The 19,258-nt window shown below is 64.5% G+C and carries 22 protein-coding genes; 6 read left to right on the top strand and 16 right to left on the bottom strand.

Annotated elements, in window-relative coordinates; all coding sequences use genetic code 11:
- Positions 1 to 163 precede the first annotated feature (163 nt).
- Both ABDW49_RS04320 and mtgA read left to right on the top strand, forming a co-directional pair.
- Positions 164 to 1,309 (top strand): hypothetical protein, encoded by a 1,146-nt coding sequence (locus tag ABDW49_RS04320; protein WP_343609982.1) that lies wholly within the window; start codon positions 164 to 166, stop codon positions 1,307 to 1,309.
- A 56-nt stretch (positions 1,310 to 1,365) separates the two neighbouring features.
- Positions 1,366 to 2,082: a monofunctional biosynthetic peptidoglycan transglycosylase gene (mtgA, locus tag ABDW49_RS04315; protein WP_343609981.1), complete on the top strand. Its 717-nt coding sequence runs from the start codon at positions 1,366 to 1,368 to the stop codon at positions 2,080 to 2,082.
- A gap of 339 nt (positions 2,083 to 2,421) precedes the next feature.
- On the opposite strand, the gene ABDW49_RS04310 is transcribed toward mtgA, so the two are convergent.
- On the bottom strand, positions 2,422 to 5,001 hold the full coding sequence (locus tag ABDW49_RS04310; RefSeq protein ID WP_343609980.1) for a TonB-dependent receptor: 2,580 nt from the start codon (positions 4,999 to 5,001) through the stop codon (positions 2,422 to 2,424).
- Between the two features lie 350 nt (positions 5,002 to 5,351).
- Between ABDW49_RS04310 and ABDW49_RS04305 the strand changes: the two genes are divergently transcribed.
- Positions 5,352 to 6,395 carry a cation diffusion facilitator family transporter gene (locus tag ABDW49_RS04305; RefSeq protein WP_343609978.1) on the top strand — a complete coding sequence of 348 codons (1,044 nt, stop codon included), beginning with the start codon at positions 5,352 to 5,354 and terminating at the stop codon, positions 6,393 to 6,395.
- 280 nt (positions 6,396 to 6,675) lie between these two features.
- The gene (locus ABDW49_RS04300) at positions 6,676 to 7,431 is read left to right on the top strand and encodes a folate-binding protein (RefSeq protein WP_343609977.1); all 756 of its coding nucleotides are present in this window, start codon (positions 6,676 to 6,678) and stop codon (positions 7,429 to 7,431) included.
- Here ABDW49_RS04300 and ABDW49_RS04295 read toward each other — a convergent pair.
- On the bottom strand, positions 7,409 to 7,999 hold the full coding sequence (locus ABDW49_RS04295) for a helix-turn-helix domain-containing protein (RefSeq protein WP_343609976.1): 591 nt from the start codon (positions 7,997 to 7,999) through the stop codon (positions 7,409 to 7,411). The two genes, ABDW49_RS04300 and ABDW49_RS04295, sit on opposite strands and share 23 nt — an antisense overlap.
- A 117-nt stretch (positions 8,000 to 8,116) precedes the next feature.
- On the opposite strand from ABDW49_RS04295, the gene ABDW49_RS04290 reads away from it, so the two are divergent.
- Entirely contained in the window at positions 8,117 to 8,947 is an 831-nt protein-coding gene (locus tag ABDW49_RS04290; protein WP_343614128.1) for a metal-dependent hydrolase, read from the top strand.
- 72 nt (positions 8,948 to 9,019) lie between these two features.
- Here ABDW49_RS04290 and ABDW49_RS04285 read toward each other — a convergent pair whose 3' ends face one another.
- The 3 genes from ABDW49_RS04285 to rplU form a co-directional block, all read right to left on the bottom strand.
- Positions 9,020 to 9,589, bottom strand: coding sequence for a GNAT family N-acetyltransferase (locus ABDW49_RS04285; RefSeq protein ID WP_343609975.1), 570 nt, complete (start codon positions 9,587 to 9,589; stop codon positions 9,020 to 9,022).
- Positions 9,590 to 9,972: 383 nt separating this feature from the next.
- A complete protein-coding gene (gene rpmA, locus ABDW49_RS04280) occupies positions 9,973 to 10,242 on the bottom strand; it encodes a 50S ribosomal protein L27 (protein WP_068092463.1) in 270 nt (89 codons plus the stop codon).
- Between the two features lie 21 nt (positions 10,243 to 10,263).
- On the bottom strand, positions 10,264 to 10,575 hold the full coding sequence (gene rplU / locus ABDW49_RS04275) for a 50S ribosomal protein L21 (RefSeq protein WP_343609972.1): 312 nt from the start codon (positions 10,573 to 10,575) through the stop codon (positions 10,264 to 10,266).
- A gap of 351 nt (positions 10,576 to 10,926) precedes the next feature.
- On the opposite strand from rplU, the gene ABDW49_RS04270 reads away from it, so the two are divergent.
- On the top strand, positions 10,927 to 11,475 hold the full coding sequence (locus ABDW49_RS04270; RefSeq protein ID WP_343609970.1) for a hypothetical protein: 549 nt from the start codon (positions 10,927 to 10,929) through the stop codon (positions 11,473 to 11,475).
- 6 nt (positions 11,476 to 11,481) lie between these two features.
- Here ABDW49_RS04270 and ABDW49_RS04265 read toward each other — a convergent pair whose 3' ends face one another.
- The 11 genes from ABDW49_RS04265 to ABDW49_RS04215 form a co-directional block, all read right to left on the bottom strand.
- On the bottom strand, positions 11,482 to 11,931 hold the full coding sequence (locus ABDW49_RS04265; protein WP_343609969.1) for a molybdenum cofactor biosynthesis protein MoaE: 450 nt from the start codon (positions 11,929 to 11,931) through the stop codon (positions 11,482 to 11,484).
- Positions 11,932 to 11,960: 29 nt separating this feature from the next.
- Positions 11,961 to 12,185: a MoaD/ThiS family protein gene (locus ABDW49_RS04260; protein WP_343609968.1), complete on the bottom strand. Its 225-nt coding sequence runs from the start codon at positions 12,183 to 12,185 to the stop codon at positions 11,961 to 11,963.
- A 3-nt stretch (positions 12,186 to 12,188) separates the two neighbouring features.
- Positions 12,189 to 13,208 (bottom strand): GTP 3',8-cyclase MoaA, encoded by a 1,020-nt coding sequence (gene moaA, locus ABDW49_RS04255; protein ID WP_343609967.1) that lies wholly within the window; start codon positions 13,206 to 13,208, stop codon positions 12,189 to 12,191.
- 15 nt (positions 13,209 to 13,223) lie between these two features.
- Positions 13,224 to 13,556 carry a Rossmann fold domain-containing protein gene (locus tag ABDW49_RS04250; protein ID WP_343609965.1) on the bottom strand — a complete coding sequence of 111 codons (333 nt, stop codon included), beginning with the start codon at positions 13,554 to 13,556 and terminating at the stop codon, positions 13,224 to 13,226.
- A gap of 63 nt (positions 13,557 to 13,619) precedes the next feature.
- Positions 13,620 to 13,991, bottom strand: coding sequence for a dihydroneopterin aldolase (locus ABDW49_RS04245; protein WP_343609963.1), 372 nt, complete (start codon positions 13,989 to 13,991; stop codon positions 13,620 to 13,622).
- Between the two features lie 344 nt (positions 13,992 to 14,335).
- Positions 14,336 to 15,232 carry a class I SAM-dependent methyltransferase gene (locus ABDW49_RS04240; protein WP_343609962.1) on the bottom strand — a complete coding sequence of 299 codons (897 nt, stop codon included), beginning with the start codon at positions 15,230 to 15,232 and terminating at the stop codon, positions 14,336 to 14,338.
- Positions 15,232 to 16,632 carry a threonine synthase gene (gene thrC / locus ABDW49_RS04235; protein ID WP_343609961.1) on the bottom strand — a complete coding sequence of 467 codons (1,401 nt, stop codon included), beginning with the start codon at positions 16,630 to 16,632 and terminating at the stop codon, positions 15,232 to 15,234. Before thrC ends, ABDW49_RS04240 begins: the two co-directional genes overlap by 1 nt.
- Positions 16,633 to 16,822: 190 nt before the next feature.
- Positions 16,823 to 17,398 carry an SURF1 family cytochrome oxidase biogenesis protein gene (locus tag ABDW49_RS04230; protein WP_343609959.1) on the bottom strand — a complete coding sequence of 192 codons (576 nt, stop codon included), beginning with the start codon at positions 17,396 to 17,398 and terminating at the stop codon, positions 16,823 to 16,825.
- Positions 17,395 to 17,754, bottom strand: coding sequence for a DUF983 domain-containing protein (locus ABDW49_RS04225; protein WP_343609957.1), 360 nt, complete (start codon positions 17,752 to 17,754; stop codon positions 17,395 to 17,397). Before ABDW49_RS04225 ends, ABDW49_RS04230 begins: the two co-directional genes overlap by 4 nt.
- Positions 17,751 to 18,572 carry a cytochrome c oxidase subunit 3 gene (locus ABDW49_RS04220; protein WP_343609955.1) on the bottom strand — a complete coding sequence of 274 codons (822 nt, stop codon included), beginning with the start codon at positions 18,570 to 18,572 and terminating at the stop codon, positions 17,751 to 17,753. Before ABDW49_RS04220 ends, ABDW49_RS04225 begins: the two co-directional genes overlap by 4 nt.
- 124 nt (positions 18,573 to 18,696) lie before the next feature.
- Positions 18,697 to 19,257 (bottom strand): cytochrome c oxidase assembly protein, encoded by a 561-nt coding sequence (locus tag ABDW49_RS04215; protein WP_343609954.1) that lies wholly within the window; start codon positions 19,255 to 19,257, stop codon positions 18,697 to 18,699.
- Between the last annotated feature and the right edge of the window lies 1 nt (position 19,258).

Here is a 19,258-nt window from a genome sequence, read left to right as displayed (position 1 = left end):
CACCGCAGGGTGGCCGGGCGGGGAACCGGGCGATAAGCCACGGAAAAGCTTAAACTTCACAAGAATTTTCGTTTCACTTCGGCACAGAATGTGATTCCTGGGGTTAACGTCCTTTCAACCATCATCAAAAGCAGGGATAATTGGGGAAGCTACGGAGTCCCCTATGTCTATCCCGCCGCCTGCCCCCCGGCTGAAGGAAAAGGCCATTACGTTCGAGGCCTTGCTGTTGATCGTGATGGTCACCCGCATTGCCGCCCATTTCGCCCTGCCCCAGACCCTGACCGGTGAGGAGCTGACCAGCTTCACCGCCGCGCGGGAACTGGCCAATGGGCAATGGCCGAGCTGGAGCCTTGGCGCCCAGGCCCTTCACACGCTGGGCTATCCGCTGTTGCTGGCGCCGGTGATGGCGCTGGCGGGCGCGACGACCGAGGTGGCGTTCTCCGTCAATCTGGCGCTGGCGATGATCTCGGCCCTGCTGGTCTGGCAGGTGGCGCGCCAGTTGGGGCTGCGCGACACCGGGCAGAAGCTGTCCCTTCTGGGCTATGCGCTTTGGCTGCCCGGCATCTGGAACTGCACGCTGGTGACGCGCGAGAATCTGGGCACCGCGCTGCTGCTGCTCTCGGCCTGGCTGGCGCTGCGCCTGCTGCGCGAGGGGCCGCGCCTGACGCTGGCGCTGGCCGCCGGTGCCGCATGGGCCGCCGGGCTGTTGACCGAACCCTCGCTGTTCCCCGCGATCAGCGCGCCGGTGCTGGCGCTGGTGCTGGCCGGGCAAGGCTGGCGTCTGCCCGCCAGCGCTCTGGCCCTGGCGGCGGGTGCCGCGCTGATGCTGGGTCCATGGAGCTGGATCAGCGGCGCCATGGTCGAAACCCCCGGCACCGTGCTGGCCACGCTGGCCGCCGGCGCCAATGCGGCGGTGGCCGATACGCCGCATGCCGTGTTCGGGCTGCAGCCATGGGATGTTGCCGTGGGCCATCTCGCACAATTCTGGATGCCGCATATGCCCGATGCCGGGCATGCCACATCGCGCGCCATCACCCTGATGCGCATGGGCGAGGTGACGCAATATGTGCTGATCTTCACGCTGGGTCTGGCGGGGCTCGTCGCGGCGCATACGATGAAGCGCCAGCGCGCGGTGCTGGCCATGCTGATCGCCGCCTGCTGGGTGGTGAACGGATCGCTGAGCGTCGACAGCAGCTATCGCGACCCGCTGATGCCGCTGCTGATCGTGCTCGCCGCCGCCGTGGTGGCCGAGCTGGCCTATCACCGCCCTGCCCGCCGCACGCCGATGACGGCGCTGACGCCGCGCTGATCGCGCGCTGAAACAGGCCCCTTTTCCCGACCGTCCGTGCGGGCTAAAGAGAGCCGATGCGCATCCTGCCCCGGCTCGGCCCTCAACACTCGCTTCCCTTTCGTCTGGCCTGGTGGGTGGCGATGGCGGTGATCTGGTTTGTGCTGATCAGCTTCGGCTGGGCGCTGCTCTATCGCGTGGTGCCCGCGCCCATCACCGCCACCATGGTGATGGACCCCAACGGCTTCAGCAAATCATGGACCCCGCTCAATCGCATCGACCGCTCTATGGTCGACGCGGTGATCGCCGGGGAAGACGCCCGCTTCTGCCAGCACCACGGCTTTGACGGCGACGGCATCGCCTATGCCCTGCGCCGCGACATGAGCGGCGGCAAGCTGCGCGGCGGCTCGACCATCAGCCAGCAGACGGCCAAGAACGTCTTCTTGTGGCAGGGCATCGGCTGGACACGCTATCTGCGCAAGGTGCTGGAGACCTGGTTCACCATCGTGATCGAGACCGTCTGGCCCAAGCGCCGGATCATGGAAATGTACCTCAACGTCGCGGAGACGGGCATCGGCACCTATGGCGTGGAGGCGGCATCGCAGCGCTATTTCGGGCATGGGGCGACGCATCTCTCCTCGATCGAGGCGGGCCGCATCGCCGCCGCCCTGCCCAGCCCCAAGAAACGCGCTGTGATCGACCCGAGCGGGTTCACGCGCCGCCATGGCAACGCAATCGCCAAGCGGAGCGGGGTTGTGCGGCGGGGTGAGCTGGATGGTTGCGTTTATCCCTGAAGGGGTTTGAAGGAAGGCAAGATGCGAGGGCCATCGCCCTCGCGCTCCCTTTAGTGTCTGCGTTGCGCTTCGGGTTCGGCCTTGCGCCTAGCTTGCCGCGCCGCAGGCAGAAGTTGCCGGCACAGCTCATCAAGGATCGACTGCCTGCGGCGCTGTAGGCCGCGCAGGTGGAGAGCCTGTGGCACCATTTCTGCCCCCCCACTGCCCTATCGCCGGGAGACGTCATGGGAGCGCGAGGGGGTAACCTCCTCGCATCTTCCTTCCCCCTTTTAACCCCAAAACGAAAAAGGGCGCCCCTTGCGGAGCGCCCCCTTCCTTGAACCGAATGATCGCGAAGGATCAATAGGCCACCGAGATCGAACCCATGAAGGTACGCGGGATCGGCAGGTAGGCGTTGTTCGTGGGATAGCTGGTCGCGGCGTAGGACGAAGCCGTCGAGCCATCGAAGCCACCGACGTAGAACTTGTTGAACAGGTTCACGACGTTGAGCTGCAGGAAGGTGTCCTTGGGGGCACCGATCTTTTCCAGGTTGGCGCGCACGGTCAGGTCGACCGTGGCATAGGACGGAGCGTTGGCTTCAGCGATCTTGGTCGTGCCGATGAAGACCGGCAGGTTCTGATCGTTGAAGTAACGGCGACCGGTGCGCTTCACCGTGGCGGCGATGTCGAACATGCTCACGTGACCTTCGACGCGCGCGCCCATGGTGTTGGCGGGAGCACCCGATTCACGCTTGCCGGCGGTGCTGAAGTAAGCCTCGGTGCCCGAGCAGATCGCGCCGCCGACGCTGATCGCCAGAGCGTTGCCCGCGCAGGTGCCGGCATCGACGTTGGCGACGATGCGCGACTTCATGAACGAAGCAAAGCCGTAGAAGCCGATATACTTGTTGGGCATATAGGCCAGGGTGGCGTCGATGCCGTACTTCTCGACCTTACCGAGGTTACGATAGACGGTGACCGAGTTCTCGGGATCGTAGGCCGAGGCCAGACGGTTCTGGAACAGCGTGTACCAGCCCGAGATATCAGCCATGATCTTGCTGGAGCGATAGCGCACACCGGCATCGAAGTTGTCGGTGGTTTCAGCCGCCGGACGTGCCTGGCTCGAATTGGCCGCGAAGTAGAAGGAGTTATACAGATTGTCCGTACCGGGGATCTGCATGCCCTTCGAGTAGTTGGCGAAGAACGAAGCCTGCTGCGTGATGTTGAAGGTGAAGCCAACGTTCGGCAGCACGCGGTTGTAGTCCAGAATGCGCGTCTGCGGAGCTGCATAGGTGGGGTGCGCGGTGGCGTAGGCAGCGTTCATGCTGCTGTTGCCGAGGCAGTCCACAAAGCCCGAAGCCGAGGTCGTGAAGCAGTTGTTGGTCAGGTCACGACGCATGAAGGGCGCGCGCAGACCGAGCGACACGTTCAGGCGGTTGTCGATGAACTTGCCCGAATACTCACCCGAGACCTGATGCAGGATCGCATAGGACATGCGGTTGCGCTTCTCGAGGATGTTGCCGCTGGCATCGGTGATCGGGCGATCGACCGGGAAGTACTGGGCGGCAAAACCGTTCTGGTTCAGGTAGCCGAGTTCGCCCGTCTGATGGTGGCGACCACGGTCATAGGTGTAGTTGATACGCACGGTGTTGTGCGAGTCGATCTGGTAGCGCAGCGAGGTGTTCAGGCCCAGACGCCAGGTCTGGGTGTGGCTGGGCGCCGACAGCGTGACCGTGTCGAGACGGTCGCCGTCGCCGTTCAGGTCGACACCCGTGTAATAGGTGCCGCCGATGAAGCCGGTGGTGGCGCCGCTGCAGGTCACCGCGGTGCAGTTCGCTTCCGAACCGGTGACCGTGCCGCCGCCGTTGGCCTTGGTGTACTGGACGCTGGGGTCAACGGTCAGCACCAGCTTGTCAGACAGGGTGAAGCGCATGTTGGCGCGCAGGTTGCCCGTGTCCGAAGGGTTGTAGCGATATTCCCAGGCGGTGCCGCAGGCGCTCGACGAGGTCGAGCTGGCAACGCCGGGGCTGCCACCGGCGATGGTGCAGCGCGGGGTGACATAGTTCGCTTCGGCCCAGTTGTTGGGATAGCGGTTGACGGTGCCAAGGCCGCTGCCGACCGTGCGCGAACCGTAGTTCTCGAAGATCGGGTAGATCGACGGCGCGAAGTTGTTGCGGTTGCTGTTCCAGTGCGCGGCAACCGAGATGAAGTCGCCATTGTCGCCCAGCGGCTGGTAGACCTTGCCGTTGAACTGGGTCTTGCGGACCTTGCCGATGCCGCCCTGCCAGATGTCGTTGCCTTCGGCGCTGGCCGAGAACCAGGCGCGCAGGCCACCCTTGGTCAGGTTGCCGGTGTCGACGACCGCGAAGATGCGCTGGAAGTTGAACGAACCGACCGAACCCAGCATGCGGGCATGGAAGTCCTCGGTGGGGTTGCGGGTGCGATAGTTGATCGTCGAACCGGTGGCCGAAGCGGTCGGGCTGTCGACGTCGGTGGTGCCGAGGTTGACGTTGACGTTGTCGAGCAGTTCGGGATCGACGATCTGGTTCGAATAGAGCGCGTAGTTGCCGGTGTCATTCGTCGGCATGCCGTCGAAGGTTTCCGAGATACGCGAGTTGTCGAAGCCGCGGATGTACAGCTTGCCGCCCGACGAACCGAAGGGGTCGGCGTTGAAGCTGGCGACACCCGGAATCATGTTGATCGTGTCGTTGATCGACTGGCCAGGCGTGGCCATCGAGATGTACGACTGATCGAGAACCTGCTTGGCCTTGGGGGTGTCGGGCAGATTGATGCCGTTGACAGCCTTGACCTTGGCGCCGGTGACCACAATGTCCTTTTCGAACTCGACCGAACCGGTCGACTGAGCGAAAACGGGCGTGGCGATGGCCGCGACGGCCACGGCAATGGTGCTGGCCGCGAAGGCCATCTTGGAAATAGGACGCATGCTTGTTTGCCCCTGCATGACGAAATTATGTGTACTGCGACACGTCGAAGTCAGCGCTGACTCGGTTTCTCGCGAATCCGGCCCCCGCACTGGCTGGCGGCACTCATACCGCCGCTGGGGCCGCTTCTAAACCGCGAGATGTGACAAGTATTTGACAGCACCCTCATAAAAAACATGTATAAATTGCACTGTTTTGGAATATTGTTACCAGCCAGCATTCGACGCTGTAAGCATCTTGCAAAAATGAGAGCCCATGCCACCCAAGTCACCCAAATTGCCTGATTTTACCGCTCGCGAATCTTGCTGCGGTGCGACATTTGTGCAACGCAGCAGCGTCGAAAGGATCCCTCATGGCTCATGATGCCCCCCACGGCCATCACTCCGACTCCGCAAAAACCCATGCCCAGCATGACCATGACCACGATCACGGCGGTCATGATCACGGGCATCATGGCCATCACCACGGACATGGGCACGGCCACAGTCATGGGCATGGCCACGGACATGGGCACCACCATCATCAGGTCGGCCATGGCACAGCCTTTGCCATCGCGGTGGGCCTGAACACCGTCTTCGTGGTGGTGGAAGGCGTAGCAGGCTTCATCGGCCACTCGGTGGCGCTGATGGCCGATGCCGGGCACAATCTGTCCGACGTGCTCTCGCTGCTGCTGGCATGGGGCGCCAGCCGCCTCGCCCAGCGGCCGCCATCGGCGCGCTTTACCTATGGCATGAAAAGCTCCTCCATCCTCGCCGCGCTGACCAATGCCGCGCTGCTGTGGGTGGCCCTGGGCGCGATCCTGATCGAGACGCTGCGCAGCCTCTTCACCCCCGAAGCCGTCGAGGCGCCGCTGATGATGATCGTGGCTGCCGCCGGCATCGCGGTGAACGGCCTCTCCGCCATTCTCTTCGCTAAGGGCAGCAAGGAAGACATCAATGTCCGCGCCGCCTTCCAGCATCTGATGGCCGATGCCATGGTCTCGGCAGGCGTGGTCGTGGCCGGGGCGGTGGTCGCCTTCACCGGCTGGCGCTGGGTCGATCCGGCCGCCAGCCTGATCATCACCGTGATGATCGGCCTGGGCAGTTGGTCTCTGCTGCGCGAATCCGTGCATATGGGCCTGCTCGCCGTGCCCGAGGGCATCAATGAGGAGAAGGTCCGCACTTTCCTCGCTGAGCAGACCGGCGTGACCGCCGTTCACGACCTCCACATCTGGCCCATGAGCACCACCGAAACCGCCCTGACCGCGCATCTGGTGATCCCCGGCGGGCATCCGGGGGACGCGTTCCTGCATGGGCTGGCGGGGGCGCTGGAGAAGAAATTCCGCATCGGCCACTCGACGATCCAGGTGGAATGCGAGGCGGAGGTGTGTTCGCTGCATCCGGATGGGGTGGTTTGAACGGCGTTTGTGAAGAAAGATAAATGCGAGGGTGTTACACCCTCGCGCTCCCTTTCATGTCTGCGTTGGCGCACAGGGTTCGGCCAAAGAGCTAAGGTCGCTGCGCCGCAGGCAGTAAAAATAGCTGCCTGCGGCGCTTTTCCTTGCACAGGTGGAGAGTTCGAGCACCACCGATCGGCCATCCCTGCGTTCTCGTCGGAAGACGTTCTGGGAGCGCGAGGGGGTAACCCCCTCGCTTTTCCTCTTCCCTTTCCCCTCTTCCGTCCCCACCTTGCCCCCTATGTCCACCTTAACCACCCGCGCCCTCATCCGCCTGACCCCGCAAGACGAGCAGGAGAACCTGCGCAGCTTCCTGCAGGGCCTGATCACCAGCGATGTGCTGACGACACCTCTGCCCGTCTGGGCCGGCCTGCTGAGTCCCCAGGGCAAGGCGCTGTTCGATTTCTTCGTCTGGGCCGATGGCGAGGATCTGCTGATCGACTGCGAGGCGGAGCATGCCGAAGCGCTGGCCAAGCGCCTCTCGATGTACCGCCTGCGCCGCAAGATCACGATCCATCGCGACGACACGCTGGCCGTACACTGGAACGCGCGCGAACCCAGCCACGCCGCCACGCAGGACCCGCGCCTGCCCGCGCTGGGCTGGCGCTGGCTGGCGCCCGCGGATGAAACGCCGGTCGATGCCGATTATCTGGCCCACCGCCTGCTGCTGGGCGTGACCGAGGGCTCGGCCGAACTGGGCGATCTGCTGTGGCTGGAGACCAATGCGGCGGAGTTGAACGGCGTCAGCTTCACCAAGGGCTGCTATGTCGGGCAGGAGAACACCGCGCGGATGAACTGGCGGCAGAAGGTCAATCGGCGGCTGGTGGTGGTGCCGCTGGAGCAGTCGCGTGAGGAGCGCCGCCGCGCGGCCTATCCGCAGCTTGAGCTGGCAGTGGACCATCGCCGCGTCGAGGATATCGAGCCGGTCGATGTACCATCATGGCTCGCCCCGGCACTGCAGGCCGAGGAAGAGGTTACCCCAGCACCGGAGTCATGACGATGCCCGCGCGTTGGCGCTCCGCCACCAGCATGCGTGTGGCAAGGTCGCGCCCGCAATCGCGGGGCAGGTCCAGCGCCCGGCTCATCGTTGCGCCGAGCAACCCGTCGCCCAGCGCCAGCAGCACCAGCGTATGAGAAACATGCCGCATCGCCCCGGTGCCCAGATCGTCCAGCTCCTCCAGCATGCCCTGCACCGCGTCGATGATCGGGTCGAGCGCACGCTCATCCCCGTTCAGTTGCAGCCAGGCGGCCAGCGAGGCGGCGCCCTGAAACTCGAACCCGTCGAAGATCTGGTCCACCAGCTCGCGCGGGGTCAGCGCGCCGAGGCGGCTGGCCACCACGGCCTTGCCCAGCACCGCGCACAGATTGCTGGCCATGTGATGCGCCAGCGCGCGCCAGAGGTCGGCGGCGCTGCCGAAATGATGCAGCAGATTGGCATGGGTACGACCGATGCGCGCCGCCACCGCCTTGAGCGTGACGGCCTGCGGGCCCTGCTCGATCAGCAGCAGGCGCGCCGCTTCAACGGCGGCGGCCCGGCTCTCCTGTGGCGAAAGACGCTTTTTCATCGACATCGGTTCGGCTAATCCCACCCTTAGATCATGACCACCGCGACCCACCGATTTTTCGCCCGCGTAAAGACGGGATTAACCGCTGACAAGGGGGGTTTTCTATCACCCCGCGCAATAAATGTACGCAATAGCCGATTCTTGCGAAATTCTGGAATTAAACGCTGGTGGTTGGGCAACAATCCTGTCGCGACGGCTTGGCATAATGCGCTGTCATCGACCTTCCCGCGCGGCGAGGCCTTCTTTATCGACGCCCTGCGCCAGTTTCGTGACGGCACCAGCCCCGAACTGGCCGCACAGATTCGCGCCTTTATCGCTCAGGAAGCCCATCACAGCCGCGAGCATCTGCTGTTCAACCGCCATGTCGAAGCGGCCGGATACGACCTGTCCGCCATTGACGAGCGACTGGCCACCTTCATCGCCAAGACCCGCGTCAAATCGGACATGGTCAATCTGATCGTCACCGCCGTGCTGGAGCATATGACGGCGATCATCGCGCGCGATCTGCTGGGCAAGCCTCATCTTTATGAGGATGCCGATCCCCAGATCATCGCCCTGTGGCGCTGGCATGCGGTGGAGGAGATCGAGCACAAGGCGGTGGCCTATGACACCTTCCTGCACGCCACCCGCCGCTGGAGCGGCTGGCGGCGCTGGCGGGTGCGCTGTATCCTCGCCATTCTGGTGACGCGCAATTTTCTGGAGCACCGCTGGCGTGACACGCTGGAACTGCTGGCTCAGGACGGGATCACCGGCTGGAAGGCTCGCACCGGCCTGCTGAGCTATCTGCTGCTGAAACCGGGCATCTTGCGCCGGATCCTGCCCGACTGGCTGGAGTTTCTGAAGCCGGGCTTTCATCCGCTCGATCGCGATGACAGCCATTTGCTGGCAGCCTATGAAGCCAGCCAGCCATGTGCGGCGGAAACCATACCGGTCGAAGCGGAGACTTAAGCCCCAACCGGCATGGTTTTAACCGATATCGACAATCTTTAGGCGTTGTCGCATCGTTTTTCGCACGATGCTTCAGGCAGCCCGACGTCGGGCCGCCCCTCCGTTCAGATCATCGTCGCAATTGCTCGGCGCGCCCAGATCGATGGCATAGGTCATCGAGGCGGTCAGCACCGGCAGCACGCCGCAGCCATCGCTACGCGCACCATCGACCGAGACGGGCGAAAAGCCCAGCTTGCGCAACACGCGGCCCGAGGCCGGATTGTCCAGCATATGGCGCGCAACGACATGGGCATGGCCCAGCGTGCGGGCCAGCGCCAGCACCGCGCGGCCAGCCTCGGTGGCATAGCCCTGCCCGCGATGCTCACGCGCGATCCAATAGCCCAGATGGGCCTGGCCATCGATCAGCACCATGCCGATCATGCCCAGCACATCCACGCCATGGTTGCCGCGCGGCAGGGTGATCATGAAGTGCGGCATGCGAGGATCGAGGCCGTCGCCCTTGCGTAGCCCTTCAGGCGAATAGGGCCAGCCCATGCGCAGGAAGTTACGTTCAACCTCCTGATCGCTGAGTCCGGCGTGCAGGTCCTGCCAGTCCTCGGCCCAGATGGGGCGCAAGAACAGCCTTTCGCTGCGAATGAACATCGTAGTCTCTCCATTCCTCGGCCCTGCGGCGCCTAGCGCTACAGGGTGACAGCATGGTGACGATTCGGTTCAATGCGGATTCTTCTCGCAAAACCAAGCCGATCCATGCCTTTAGTCCGGGCTCCACAACCCCCTGTCATCTGGCTTAACGCCGAAGGCGGGGTTTGGTTTCCGAGGATTGCGACGGAACGTTCTGGTTCATGGCCAGAAACATTCCGATCCAAATCGGAACATGAAGTGAAACGCGGACGCGGGTCAGGGAGACACGAAAAAAGGGAGACGGGTTGGCCCCTCTCCCTTTGTTGGCCGCTGATTTCAGGGGTTTAACCTGAGACCTGCGGCGGGGGCCATCCTGGTGGATGGCCCTTTATCGACCATCCGATTTATTCGGCGGCAAGTGCCGGTACGTCGACCGACACATATTTGCGGCCGAGCTTGCCGGCGTGGAAGCGCACCTTGCCCTCGACCAGCGAGAACAGGGTATGATCCTTGCCGATGCCGACGTTCACGCCGGGGTACACGCGGGTGCCGCGCTGACGGATAATGATGTTGCCACCAATCACGTCCTGACCGCCGAACTTCTTCACGCCGAGGCGCTTGGACTGCGAATCGCGACCGTTGCGCGAAGAGCCGCCAGCTTTCTTATGTGCCATCTGTCAAACTCCTCGAAATTCTCAGGCCGCAGCGACCGAGGTGATGCGCAGCAGGGTCAGCTGCTGGCGGTGGCCGTTCTTGCGGCGATAGTTGTGACGACGACGCTTCTTGAAGACCGTCACCTTCTCGCTCTTGGCCTGAGCGATGATCTCGGCCGAGACCACAACACCCTTGGCGTCGGCGATCTGGCCGTCATTGCCGGCCAGCAGAACGTCAGCCAGCGTGATCGTCTCACCAGCTTCACCAGCCAGCTTTTCGACCGCGATCTTGTCTCCGGCGGCGACCCGATACTGCTTGCCGCCTGTGCGCACCACTGCGAACATGATATCCATCCAATAAATCTAGTGCCTGTCGCCCCGCCGAAGGTCTGCCGAAGTCCTGCCAAAGCAGGGCATCCAATCAGGCCGCGGGCGACGCGCCGAGGCCCCATCGTCTCCGACAGGGTCTCGAATGAAGCGACGCCGTTAGTGGAAGCGGGCCACCCTGTCAATCCGCTGGCGTCCCGCAGCTTGCGAAAAGCGCCATGCCCCCTCCCCCGCAAAGCCCCGAGAAAGCCGGCAAAGCGCGCGCGCCAAGCCAATCGATACACTGGCGCTGGTGGTATGACGTGCTATGGCCCGCATATGGTCAGCATGCAAGACTCCCCGGCCCGCCCCCCGCGCCGAATCGCCCCTGCCGCCCGGATGACTCGATTCGCTCGGGCGCGAAGCGCGCCTGGCGCCCCGGCGCGACTCGTTCTGGTTGCAGCGCTGCTCGCGCTGGCGGGCTGTTCGTCGGGCCCCTATCCCTCGCTCAGCCGCTGGTCGGCGGATCATGCGGGCAATCAGCCGCCCCCCGCTCCCCTGCCCCCGCCACCCACCACGCCCGTGCCCATGACATGCGATGCCGCCGCCGCCGACCGCATCGATGCCGAGTTCCAGAAGGCCCTGCCCGGCGCGGAAAGCGTGCTGCGCGGCGTGGGCAATGCGGCGACCGGCAGCCCCGCCTGGTCGAAGGGCAATCTGGCGCTGGCCGATCTGCAGAACATCCGTGGGCGGCTGGCTCAGGTGCTGGCCCCGGCGGAGCAGGCCTATGTCACCGACACGCAGAACCATGCGCAGATCGATGCCCGCGACGGCGTGGCGAACCGCCCCGAAGGTGAGCGTCTGGCCAGTTGCTATGCCCATATCGATTCGCTGGCGAGCGCCGAGGATGAGCAGATCAACCGGCTCCACACGATGTTGCCGGACTAAACAGGATCAATCGGCCCAGCGCGCCAGATCGGCATGATCCTGCGCGCGGGGCTCGATCCAGTGCCAGAGGCCGCCACGCTTTTCGCGCTTCCAGAACCAGCTCTCGCTCTTGAGGTGGTCCATGGCGAAATCCGCCGCCTCAAAGGCATCGCGCCTGTGGCGGGCGGCGGCGGCGACCAGCACGATGGGGTCGCCGGGCAGCATCTCCCCCACGCGGTGCCAGATCAGCAGGCCGTCAAGCGTCCAGCGCGCCAGCACTGTCGCGGCCAGATGCCGCATGCCGGGCAGGGTCAGCGGTGCGTAATGCTGGAGGTCAAGCGCCTCGACATCATCGCCGCCGCGCACCTGCCCCAGAAAGCTGACCACGCCGCCAGCATGGGCATGCGCCGTGGCGAAATGGGTCACAGCCGCGCCGGGATCGAAGGTCTGCTCCAGCAGGCGGATATCGCTGGCCATCTCAGCCGCCACTGATGTCGGTTGTCATGTCAGCCTCCGCTGACGGGAGGCAGGAAGGCCAGCTCATCGCCTTCCGCCAGCATCAGCCCCTCGGCGCCGACCAGCATGCCGTTCAGCGCCAGCTTGACGCGAGGCCCCAGCAATCCATCAGGCAGACCGCCCAACACCGCCGGCAAGGCACCCGGAGCAACCTCCCTGCTATCAGCGCCGACCAGATCGGCCAGCCGCCCCAGAAACACCAGACGCACGCCCATGCGCTACCCGCCCGTCATCGACATATGCCGCGCCAGAGCAGGCGGCGCGCCGGGGCGGTCGATGGTGAAATGATGCTTCTCGGGCTTGATCGCCATGGCCTGATCCAGCGCTTCATGAAGCGCCGTATCGGGCTGCGCACCCCGCAGCGCCGCCCGTAGATCGACCTGCTCACGCCCGCCGAGGCAAGCGTAAAGTTGCCCCGTCGCCGTCACCCGCACCCGGTTGCAGCCGTCGCAGAAATTGCCCGTCAGCGGCGTGATCAGGCCCAGTCGCCCACCGGTTTCCGCCACACGCATATAGCGCGCCGGGCCGCCGCTGCGATGGGCATCGGGCAGCAGCGTCCAGCGGCGCTCCAGATCGGCACGGACCTGCGAGAGCGGGAGGTAATGATCAAAGCGGTCACCATCGACCACGCCCAGCGGCATCACCTCGATCAGCGTGATCTCGAAACCCTGACCATGCGCCCAGGCGATCAGATCGGGAAGTTCATCCTCATTCTGGCCCTTCAACGCCACGGTGTTGACCTTCACCGCCAGCCCGGCCTCGCGCGCGGCGGCGATCCCCTCCAGCACGGAAGGCAGAGCATCGCGCCGGGCGATCTGCGCAAAACGCGCGCGGTCCAGCGTATCGAGCGAGATGTTCACCCGCCTCACCCCCGCCGCCGCAAGGGCGGCGGCATGCTGGGCAAGCTGCGTGGCGTTGGTGGTGAGCGTCAACTCATCAAGCGCTTCACCGATATGGCGCCCCAGGGCGCGAACCAGATCGACCATGTCCCGCCGCACCAGAGGCTCCCCCCCGGTCAGGCGGATCTTGCGCACGCCCCTTGCCATAAAGCCCAGCGACAGGCGATGGAGTTCCTCAAGGCTCAGCACCTCGGATTTGGGGAGGAAGGTCTGCCGCTCGGGCATGCAATAGGTGCAGCGCAGATCGCAGCGGTCGATCACACTCAGCCGCAGATAGGTGATCGCGCGTTGGAAACGATCGACCAGTGGCACGGGAGCAAGGGGTGACGGTGACGCCATCGCTCCTTTTACCACCTAACCCGCATGGGCGCCATCCAGCGGCAGCACCTGCCCCGTCAGCCCCGGCGCCCCGGCGACAAAGGCCAAAGCCCTCTGTCGCTCCGCTTCATCCCCCCCGGCCAGAGCATTGATCCGCGCCGGCGCCAAAGCCCGCGCCAAAGCCCCCAGCGCCGCCGCGCGCCACGCGCGATGCGTGTCATCGGCGGCAGGCAGCAGCAGGGTTACGCCGCCAGCGCCCTGCGCGCGCGTTTCGATCAGAGGAACGATCTGGCCATGAAAATACGCCGCCGCCGCCAGAGGCGCAGCAGGCAGGTCATCCACAAGGATCACCTGCATGGCATCGCTCACGCCTGACTTTTTGGGTCGCATCGTTGTTGCGAAAAACCGGTTCCCACTTTTTCGCACGATGCTCTAGGGCCGCTCGCGGGTCAGGGTCATGCCGATCTGCTCGCTGCCCTCGGCGATGGCCAGCTTGACGATCTTGACCGTCACCTGCTCGATGCGGTCGTCCTGAAGGAACAAAGTCTCGGCAATATGGTCGCCCACCGCCTCGATCAGCGTGAAATGCACACCCTGCGGCAAAGCCCCGCTCGCCGCGAACTTCAGATCCATATAGTTCTTCGACGCCGACAGCGGCGTATCGGGCAGATAGCGCGCCGCCGGCTTGAGCCGCACCTGAATGCTGATGCGCAACGGCTGCGGCTTGCCCGTCTCCTCCGAGTAGATGCCCGTCAGGACATCAACTTCAAAATCGGCGACTTCAAGGATCAGGCTGTCGGCCACGGGGTATATTCCAGTCGATTGGGAGAGAGGTTGCGCTTGGCAAATTGTGGGGGGTGAGTCCAGTGGTTGCAAGGGGTGCCAAGGCAGGAAGGAAGAAGATGCGAGGGGGTTACCCCCTCGCGCTCCCATGACGTCTTCCGACGAGAAGACAGTGGCGCCGCGATGATGCTCCCCGGCTCTCCACCTGCGCCACCTAAGGCGCCGCAGGCTTGAAATCCGAAAGAGCCGCCTTGGAAACATTGCCTGCGGCGCGGCGACTTTGCTCTGAGGCCGAACCCGGAAGCGCAACGCAGACATTAAAGGGAGCGCGAGGGCGATGGCCCTCGCATTTCATCCTTCAATTCTTAATCCCGCCGCCACCGCGCGAAGATCGCCGTCGGCAGCACCCGGCCAGCGTTATCCTCACGCACCGCCAGATCGCCATGCTCGACGAAGCCGGGAAGCTCCGCGAAGACCTCGTCCAGCAGCCCGGCCAGAGCCAACGACGACATGCGCACGGCATAGACTGTCAGGAAGAGGAAACGGCTGTCGGCGTCCAGCAGCGCACGGGCGTCCTTCACCAGACCGGGGAGATGCTCTTCCAGACGCCAGACCTCGCCATCGGGGCCGCGGCCGAACTTGGGCGGGTCCATGATGATGCCGTCATAGCGCTTGCCGCGACGGACTTCGCGCGCGGTGAATTTGGCGGCGTCGTCGATGATCCAGCGGACGGGGCGTGCATCCATGCCCGAAAGTGCCGCATTGGCACGCGCCTGCGCCACGGACTTCTTGCTGGCATCGACATGGGTGACCGAACCGAAACGGCTCAAGGCCAGCGAACCAACGCCGGTATAGCCGAACAAGTTCAGGCAGGAGGCGTCAGCCTTGCCGCCCAGCATGCTGCCCATCCAGTCCCACACGGGGGCCATGTCCGGGAAGAAACCGAGATGGCGAAAGGGCGTGCACTGCGCGGTGAATCGCACCTTTTCATCGCCATTCGGCCAGGCCAGCGGCCAGCCGTCGCGGGGGACCTGCTTGGTGTAAGACCAGCGACCACCGCCATCCTCATCCGCGCCGGGCACGAATTCGCCGTGGGCGTCCCACTCTTCCGAGCGCGGCTGCCACAGGGCCTGCGGTTCGGGGCGGATGAAGCGCTGGGCACCATAGCGCTCCAGCTTGCGTCCGTTGCCCGAATCGACAAGCCCATAGTCGCCCCAGCCCTCGCCGAGGAGGAGCTGCGGCTGGAGGATCAGCTCAGCCATTATGCCTTGGGGGTGGCGTGCTGGGCCACATAGGCGGCCACGGCGTCATAGTCGCCGGGCAGGTCGGTCAGGCGCTCCTCGCGCTCGAACAGGTCGCCGACGCGTGCCGGGAGGCCGGGGCGGCGGCCCGTGGCGCGCTCGACGGCGTCGGGGAACTTGGCGGGGTGAGCGGTGGCCAGCGTCACCACCGGCACGTCCGCCGCGATGCCCGAGGTGCGGGCGGCGTGCAGCGCGATGGCGGTGTGCGGATCGACCAGCTCGCCGGTCGCTTCCCAGCCCCAGCGGATAGCTTCGGCCATCTGGTCGGGGTCGACGCGGGCGCTGGAGAACAGCTCGGCGGCGCCTTCGCGCTGGGCGTTGGTGAGCTGCATCGCCTTGGTCGATTCAAAACCAGCCATTTGCTCGGCCAGGGCGATGCCATCGCGGCCACCCAGATCGAAGAGCAGGCGCTCGAAGTTCGACGACACCTGAATGTCCATCGAGGGCGCGGCAGTGGGCGTGACGGTGCCCGCCGAATAGTCACCGTTGGAGAGTGCGCGGTGCAGAATGTCGTTCACATTGGTGGCGACGATCAGCTTCTCGATGGGCAGGCCCATCTTGGCGGCGACGTAACCGGCGAACACATCGCCGAAATTGCCGGTCGGTACGCTGAAGGCCACCTTGCGGTGCGGCGCGCCCAGCTGAAGCGCGGCGGCAAAGTAATAGACCACCTGCGCCATCAGGCGCGCCCAGTTGATCGAGTTCACCGCGCCGATGTTGAACTGCTCGGTCACGGCCTTGTCGTTGAACATGCGCTTCACCATGGCCTGCGCATCGTCGAAGCTGCCGGTGATGGCGATGTTATGGACGTTGGGCGCCAGCACCGTGGTCATCTGGCGGCGCTGGACGTCCGACACGCGGCCCTTGGGGTGCAGCATGAAGATGTCGACCTTGGCGCGGCCCGCCACGGCGTCGATCGCCGCGCTGCCGGTGTCGCCGCTGGTGGCGCCGACGATGGTGAGGTTCTGCGGCGTGCGGCCCAGAAATTCCTCGAAGAGCAGGCCCAGAAGCTGCAGCGCCACATCTTTGAAGGCCAGCGTGGGGCCGTGGAACAGCTCCAGCAGCCACTGCTGCTCGTCAAACTGCTTGAGCGGCGTGACGGCCTTGTGCGCGAAACGGCCATAGGCGGCGGTGGTGAGTTCCAGCAGGCGTTCGGGCGTCAGGCAGTCGCCCACGAAGGGCTGCATGATGCGCTGCGCCAGCTCGGCATAGGGCAGCCCAGCCATCGCGGCGATCTCGGCCTGGCTGAATTCGGGCCAGACGCGTGGCACATAAAGCCCGCCGTCGCTCGCCAGACCCGCCAGCGTGGCGCCCATGAAATCCAGCGCCGGAGCGCGACCGCGAGTGGAAATATAGTCCATAGCTTTACAGATTCCTGCCCTCTTTGGCGTGGGCGGTTAGCGTTCTGGGGCTTCGGACGCAAGGAAGAAGGGGTTGCAGGGGGTAGAAGGGAAATAATGCGAGGGTGGAGAGACGGAGCACAAGGATCGGGCGCCCCTGCCCTATCGCCGGAAGACGTAACGGGGGTGCAGGGGGCGTAACGCCCCCTGCTTAGTCCTTCTTCCCCCTCTTCCACACCGCGATCCCGTAAATCACCAGAGCCGTCGCCGCGAAGAGGAACCACTGCACCGCATAGGAGAAGTGATTGTTCGGCAGATCCCGCGGATCGGGGGTGGCATTGGCCTCCAGCCCTCCAAGCGGCGGATCGGCGACGATGCGCATGTCCTCGCCATTGTCGCCGCCCAGCGCGTGGCCCGTTACGATAGTGGGCGACAAAGCACGCGGCGTCAGATCGCGCGACCAGCCCGCCACCACCGTCACGCTGCCGCTGGGCGCCGAGCAGGTGGCCCAATGCGCCCAGCCTGATTGGCTCGATGCATTGCGACCGCCGACCAATTTCTCGTCATCGAAGCGGGTGCAGGCGAGGCGAACGCGGCGATAGTCACCTTTCGCGCCCAGCGGGACACCATCGTGCCAGTCGAGGACAGGTTGGTTCATCGCCGCCTGATAGCGAGCGATCAGGCCTTCCTTCCAGCTCAGGCGGTGGAGTTGCCAGACGCCCAGAGCGATCATCAGCGCCACCGCCGCCAGCACGACCAGTGTCGCCACGATAGGAATGCGCTTCATGGCTCGATCCTGTGCTCGGCGGCTTTACGGTGGAATTCGGCGCAGATCAGCGCTGCCTTGCCCGCACGCAGCCCCCAGACGATCAGCGCCAGCGTGGTCGGGCCCAGCGTCACCACATAGACCCACCATGGCGGGTCGATGCTCAGCGCCATCCAGCCCGCGATCACGCAGGCCAGCGTGCCGATCAGCAGGGTGAGGAAAGCGGCTGGGCCATCGCCGATGTTGAAGCCGGCGAAATCCAGCTCGCAGGCGGAGCAGCGCGGGGCGAAGCTGGCCAGACCGTCAAACAATGTGCGTTTGCCGCAGCGGGGGCACAGACCCAGCGCTGCGGCTGACAGGAGCGAAGGCTGGGTCAATCGACCGGGAAGCCCCAATTGCCCCACACATAGATGCAGACGAAGAGGAACAGCCACACCACGTCCACGAAGTGCCAATACCACGCCGCCGCCTCGAAGCCGAAGTGCTGGCGGGGGGTGAAGTCGCCATTGTAGGCGCGTTTCAGGCAGACGGCGAGGAAGATGGTGCCCACGATCACATGGAAGCCGTGGAAGCCCGTCGCCATATAGAACGCCGAGCCATAGGTGTTCTTGCCGAAGGCGAAGGGCGCATGCATGTATTCATAGCCCTGCAGGCTGGAGAACAGCAGGCCCAGCGCGATGGTGATCCACAGGCCCTTCTTCAGCCCGTCGCGGTCGCCATGGATCAGGCAGTGATGCGCCCAGGTGACGGTCGTGCCCGAGCACAGCAGGATCAGCGTGTTGAGCAGCGGCAGATCGAAGGGATCCATCACCGCTTCCATGGTCTTGAGCGGCCAGTGCCCGCCGACAACCTTGGAAATCTCGGACGGAAACAGCGAGAAATCGAAGAAGGCCCAGAACCAGCCGACGAAGAACATCACCTCCGAGGCGATGAACAGGATCATGCCATAGCGCTGGTGAAGCTGCACGACCGGCGTGTGATCGCCCGCCTTGGCCTCGTTCACGATCTTGGAGAACCAGGCGAACATCGCGGCCAGCAGAATCGCCAGCCCGGCCCAGGGCACGAATTTGCCGCCGGGCAGCTCGTGCATGAAGAGCACCATGCCGCTGGTGAAGGTGAAAGCGCCGATGGTCGTGGCCAGGGGCACGATATCGGGCGGCAGGATATGATAGTCGTGCGTCTTGCCACTGGCCATGATGCATCCCACTCCTTTGGCGGGCGAGGCGTCTTTGGCCCCTTCCCGCTTGCATTGTTCGAACTCTATCGCGCCCTTGCCTTGTATTCAACGGCAATAGTGGCCGCTGGTTTCATGCCTTGAGTCAAGTTGGCGGAGCGATATGAAAGGTGTAGCTCAACGTGATCTGGCGCACATCACTCACGTCCTTGTCGTCGAGAATCTTGGGATCGACGAAGAAGGTCACCGGCATGCGCACCTTTTCATGCGGGCGCAGCGTCTGGCGGGTGAAGCAGAAGCACTGGATCTTGTTGAAATAACGCGCCGTTTCATCGGGCGAGATGTTGTAGCTGGCCGCCCCGGTGATGGTCTGGTCGGTCAGGTTCTCGGCCTCGAAGAAGGCCATGCTGCGCTCGCCGATGGTGACGGTCTGCGTCGTTTTTTCGGGGCGGAAGCGCCATTTCATGCCGGGGTCGATGTTGGCATCGAAGCGGATCGACATGGTCTGCCCCACCAGTGCCTTCATGCCGCTGGCTTCCAGCTCGCTGGCGCGGCGCGGGGTACCGCCATAGCCGGTCGCCTGACAGAACATGCGGTAGAGCGGCACGGCGGCATAGCCGAGCATCAGCATGCCCGCCGCAAAAGCGAGCGCCGCCAGCCCCGTTTTCAGCTTGCCATTGGCGGCGGAAGCGGGGGCGGTGCTCATA

The sequence above is a fragment of the Novosphingobium sp. genome, assembly GCF_039595395.1.
Lineage (GTDB): Bacteria > Pseudomonadota > Alphaproteobacteria > Sphingomonadales > Sphingomonadaceae > Novosphingobium.
The sequence above is the reverse complement of the archived record's forward strand: the minus strand, read 5'-3'. Positions and strand labels throughout refer to the sequence as shown.

Excerpts from the sequence above, each read along its gene's own strand:
- ABDW49_RS04320 (WP_343609982.1), top strand. The coding sequence starts at position 164 with ATGTCTATCCCGCCGCCTGCCCCCCGGCTGAAGGAAAAGGCCATTACG.
- mtgA (WP_343609981.1), top strand. The coding sequence starts at position 1,366 with ATGCGCATCCTGCCCCGGCTCGGCCCTCAACACTCGCTTCCCTTTCGT.
- ABDW49_RS04310 (WP_343609980.1), bottom strand. The coding sequence starts at position 5,001 with ATGCGTCCTATTTCCAAGATGGCCTTCGCGGCCAGCACCATTGCCGTG.
- ABDW49_RS04305 (WP_343609978.1), top strand. The coding sequence starts at position 5,352 with ATGGCTCATGATGCCCCCCACGGCCATCACTCCGACTCCGCAAAAACC.
- ABDW49_RS04300 (WP_343609977.1), top strand. The coding sequence starts at position 6,676 with ATGTCCACCTTAACCACCCGCGCCCTCATCCGCCTGACCCCGCAAGAC.
- ABDW49_RS04295 (WP_343609976.1), bottom strand. The coding sequence starts at position 7,999 with ATGAAAAAGCGTCTTTCGCCACAGGAGAGCCGGGCCGCCGCCGTTGAA.
- ABDW49_RS04285 (WP_343609975.1), bottom strand. The coding sequence starts at position 9,589 with ATGTTCATTCGCAGCGAAAGGCTGTTCTTGCGCCCCATCTGGGCCGAG.
- rpmA (WP_068092463.1), bottom strand. The coding sequence starts at position 10,242 with ATGGCACATAAGAAAGCTGGCGGCTCTTCGCGCAACGGTCGCGATTCG.
- rplU (WP_343609972.1), bottom strand. The coding sequence starts at position 10,575 with ATGGATATCATGTTCGCAGTGGTGCGCACAGGCGGCAAGCAGTATCGG.
- ABDW49_RS04270 (WP_343609970.1), top strand. The coding sequence starts at position 10,927 with ATGACTCGATTCGCTCGGGCGCGAAGCGCGCCTGGCGCCCCGGCGCGA.
- ABDW49_RS04265 (WP_343609969.1), bottom strand. The coding sequence starts at position 11,931 with ATGGCCAGCGATATCCGCCTGCTGGAGCAGACCTTCGATCCCGGCGCG.
- ABDW49_RS04260 (WP_343609968.1), bottom strand. The coding sequence starts at position 12,185 with ATGGGCGTGCGTCTGGTGTTTCTGGGGCGGCTGGCCGATCTGGTCGGC.
- moaA (WP_343609967.1), bottom strand. The coding sequence starts at position 13,208 with ATGGCGTCACCGTCACCCCTTGCTCCCGTGCCACTGGTCGATCGTTTC.
- ABDW49_RS04240 (WP_343609962.1), bottom strand. The coding sequence starts at position 15,232 with ATGGCTGAGCTGATCCTCCAGCCGCAGCTCCTCCTCGGCGAGGGCTGG.
- thrC (WP_343609961.1), bottom strand. The coding sequence starts at position 16,632 with ATGGACTATATTTCCACTCGCGGTCGCGCTCCGGCGCTGGATTTCATG.
- ABDW49_RS04230 (WP_343609959.1), bottom strand. The coding sequence starts at position 17,398 with ATGAAGCGCATTCCTATCGTGGCGACACTGGTCGTGCTGGCGGCGGTG.
- ABDW49_RS04220 (WP_343609955.1), bottom strand. The coding sequence starts at position 18,572 with ATGGCCAGTGGCAAGACGCACGACTATCATATCCTGCCGCCCGATATC.
- ABDW49_RS04215 (WP_343609954.1), bottom strand. The coding sequence starts at position 19,257 with ATGAGCACCGCCCCCGCTTCCGCCGCCAATGGCAAGCTGAAAACGGGG.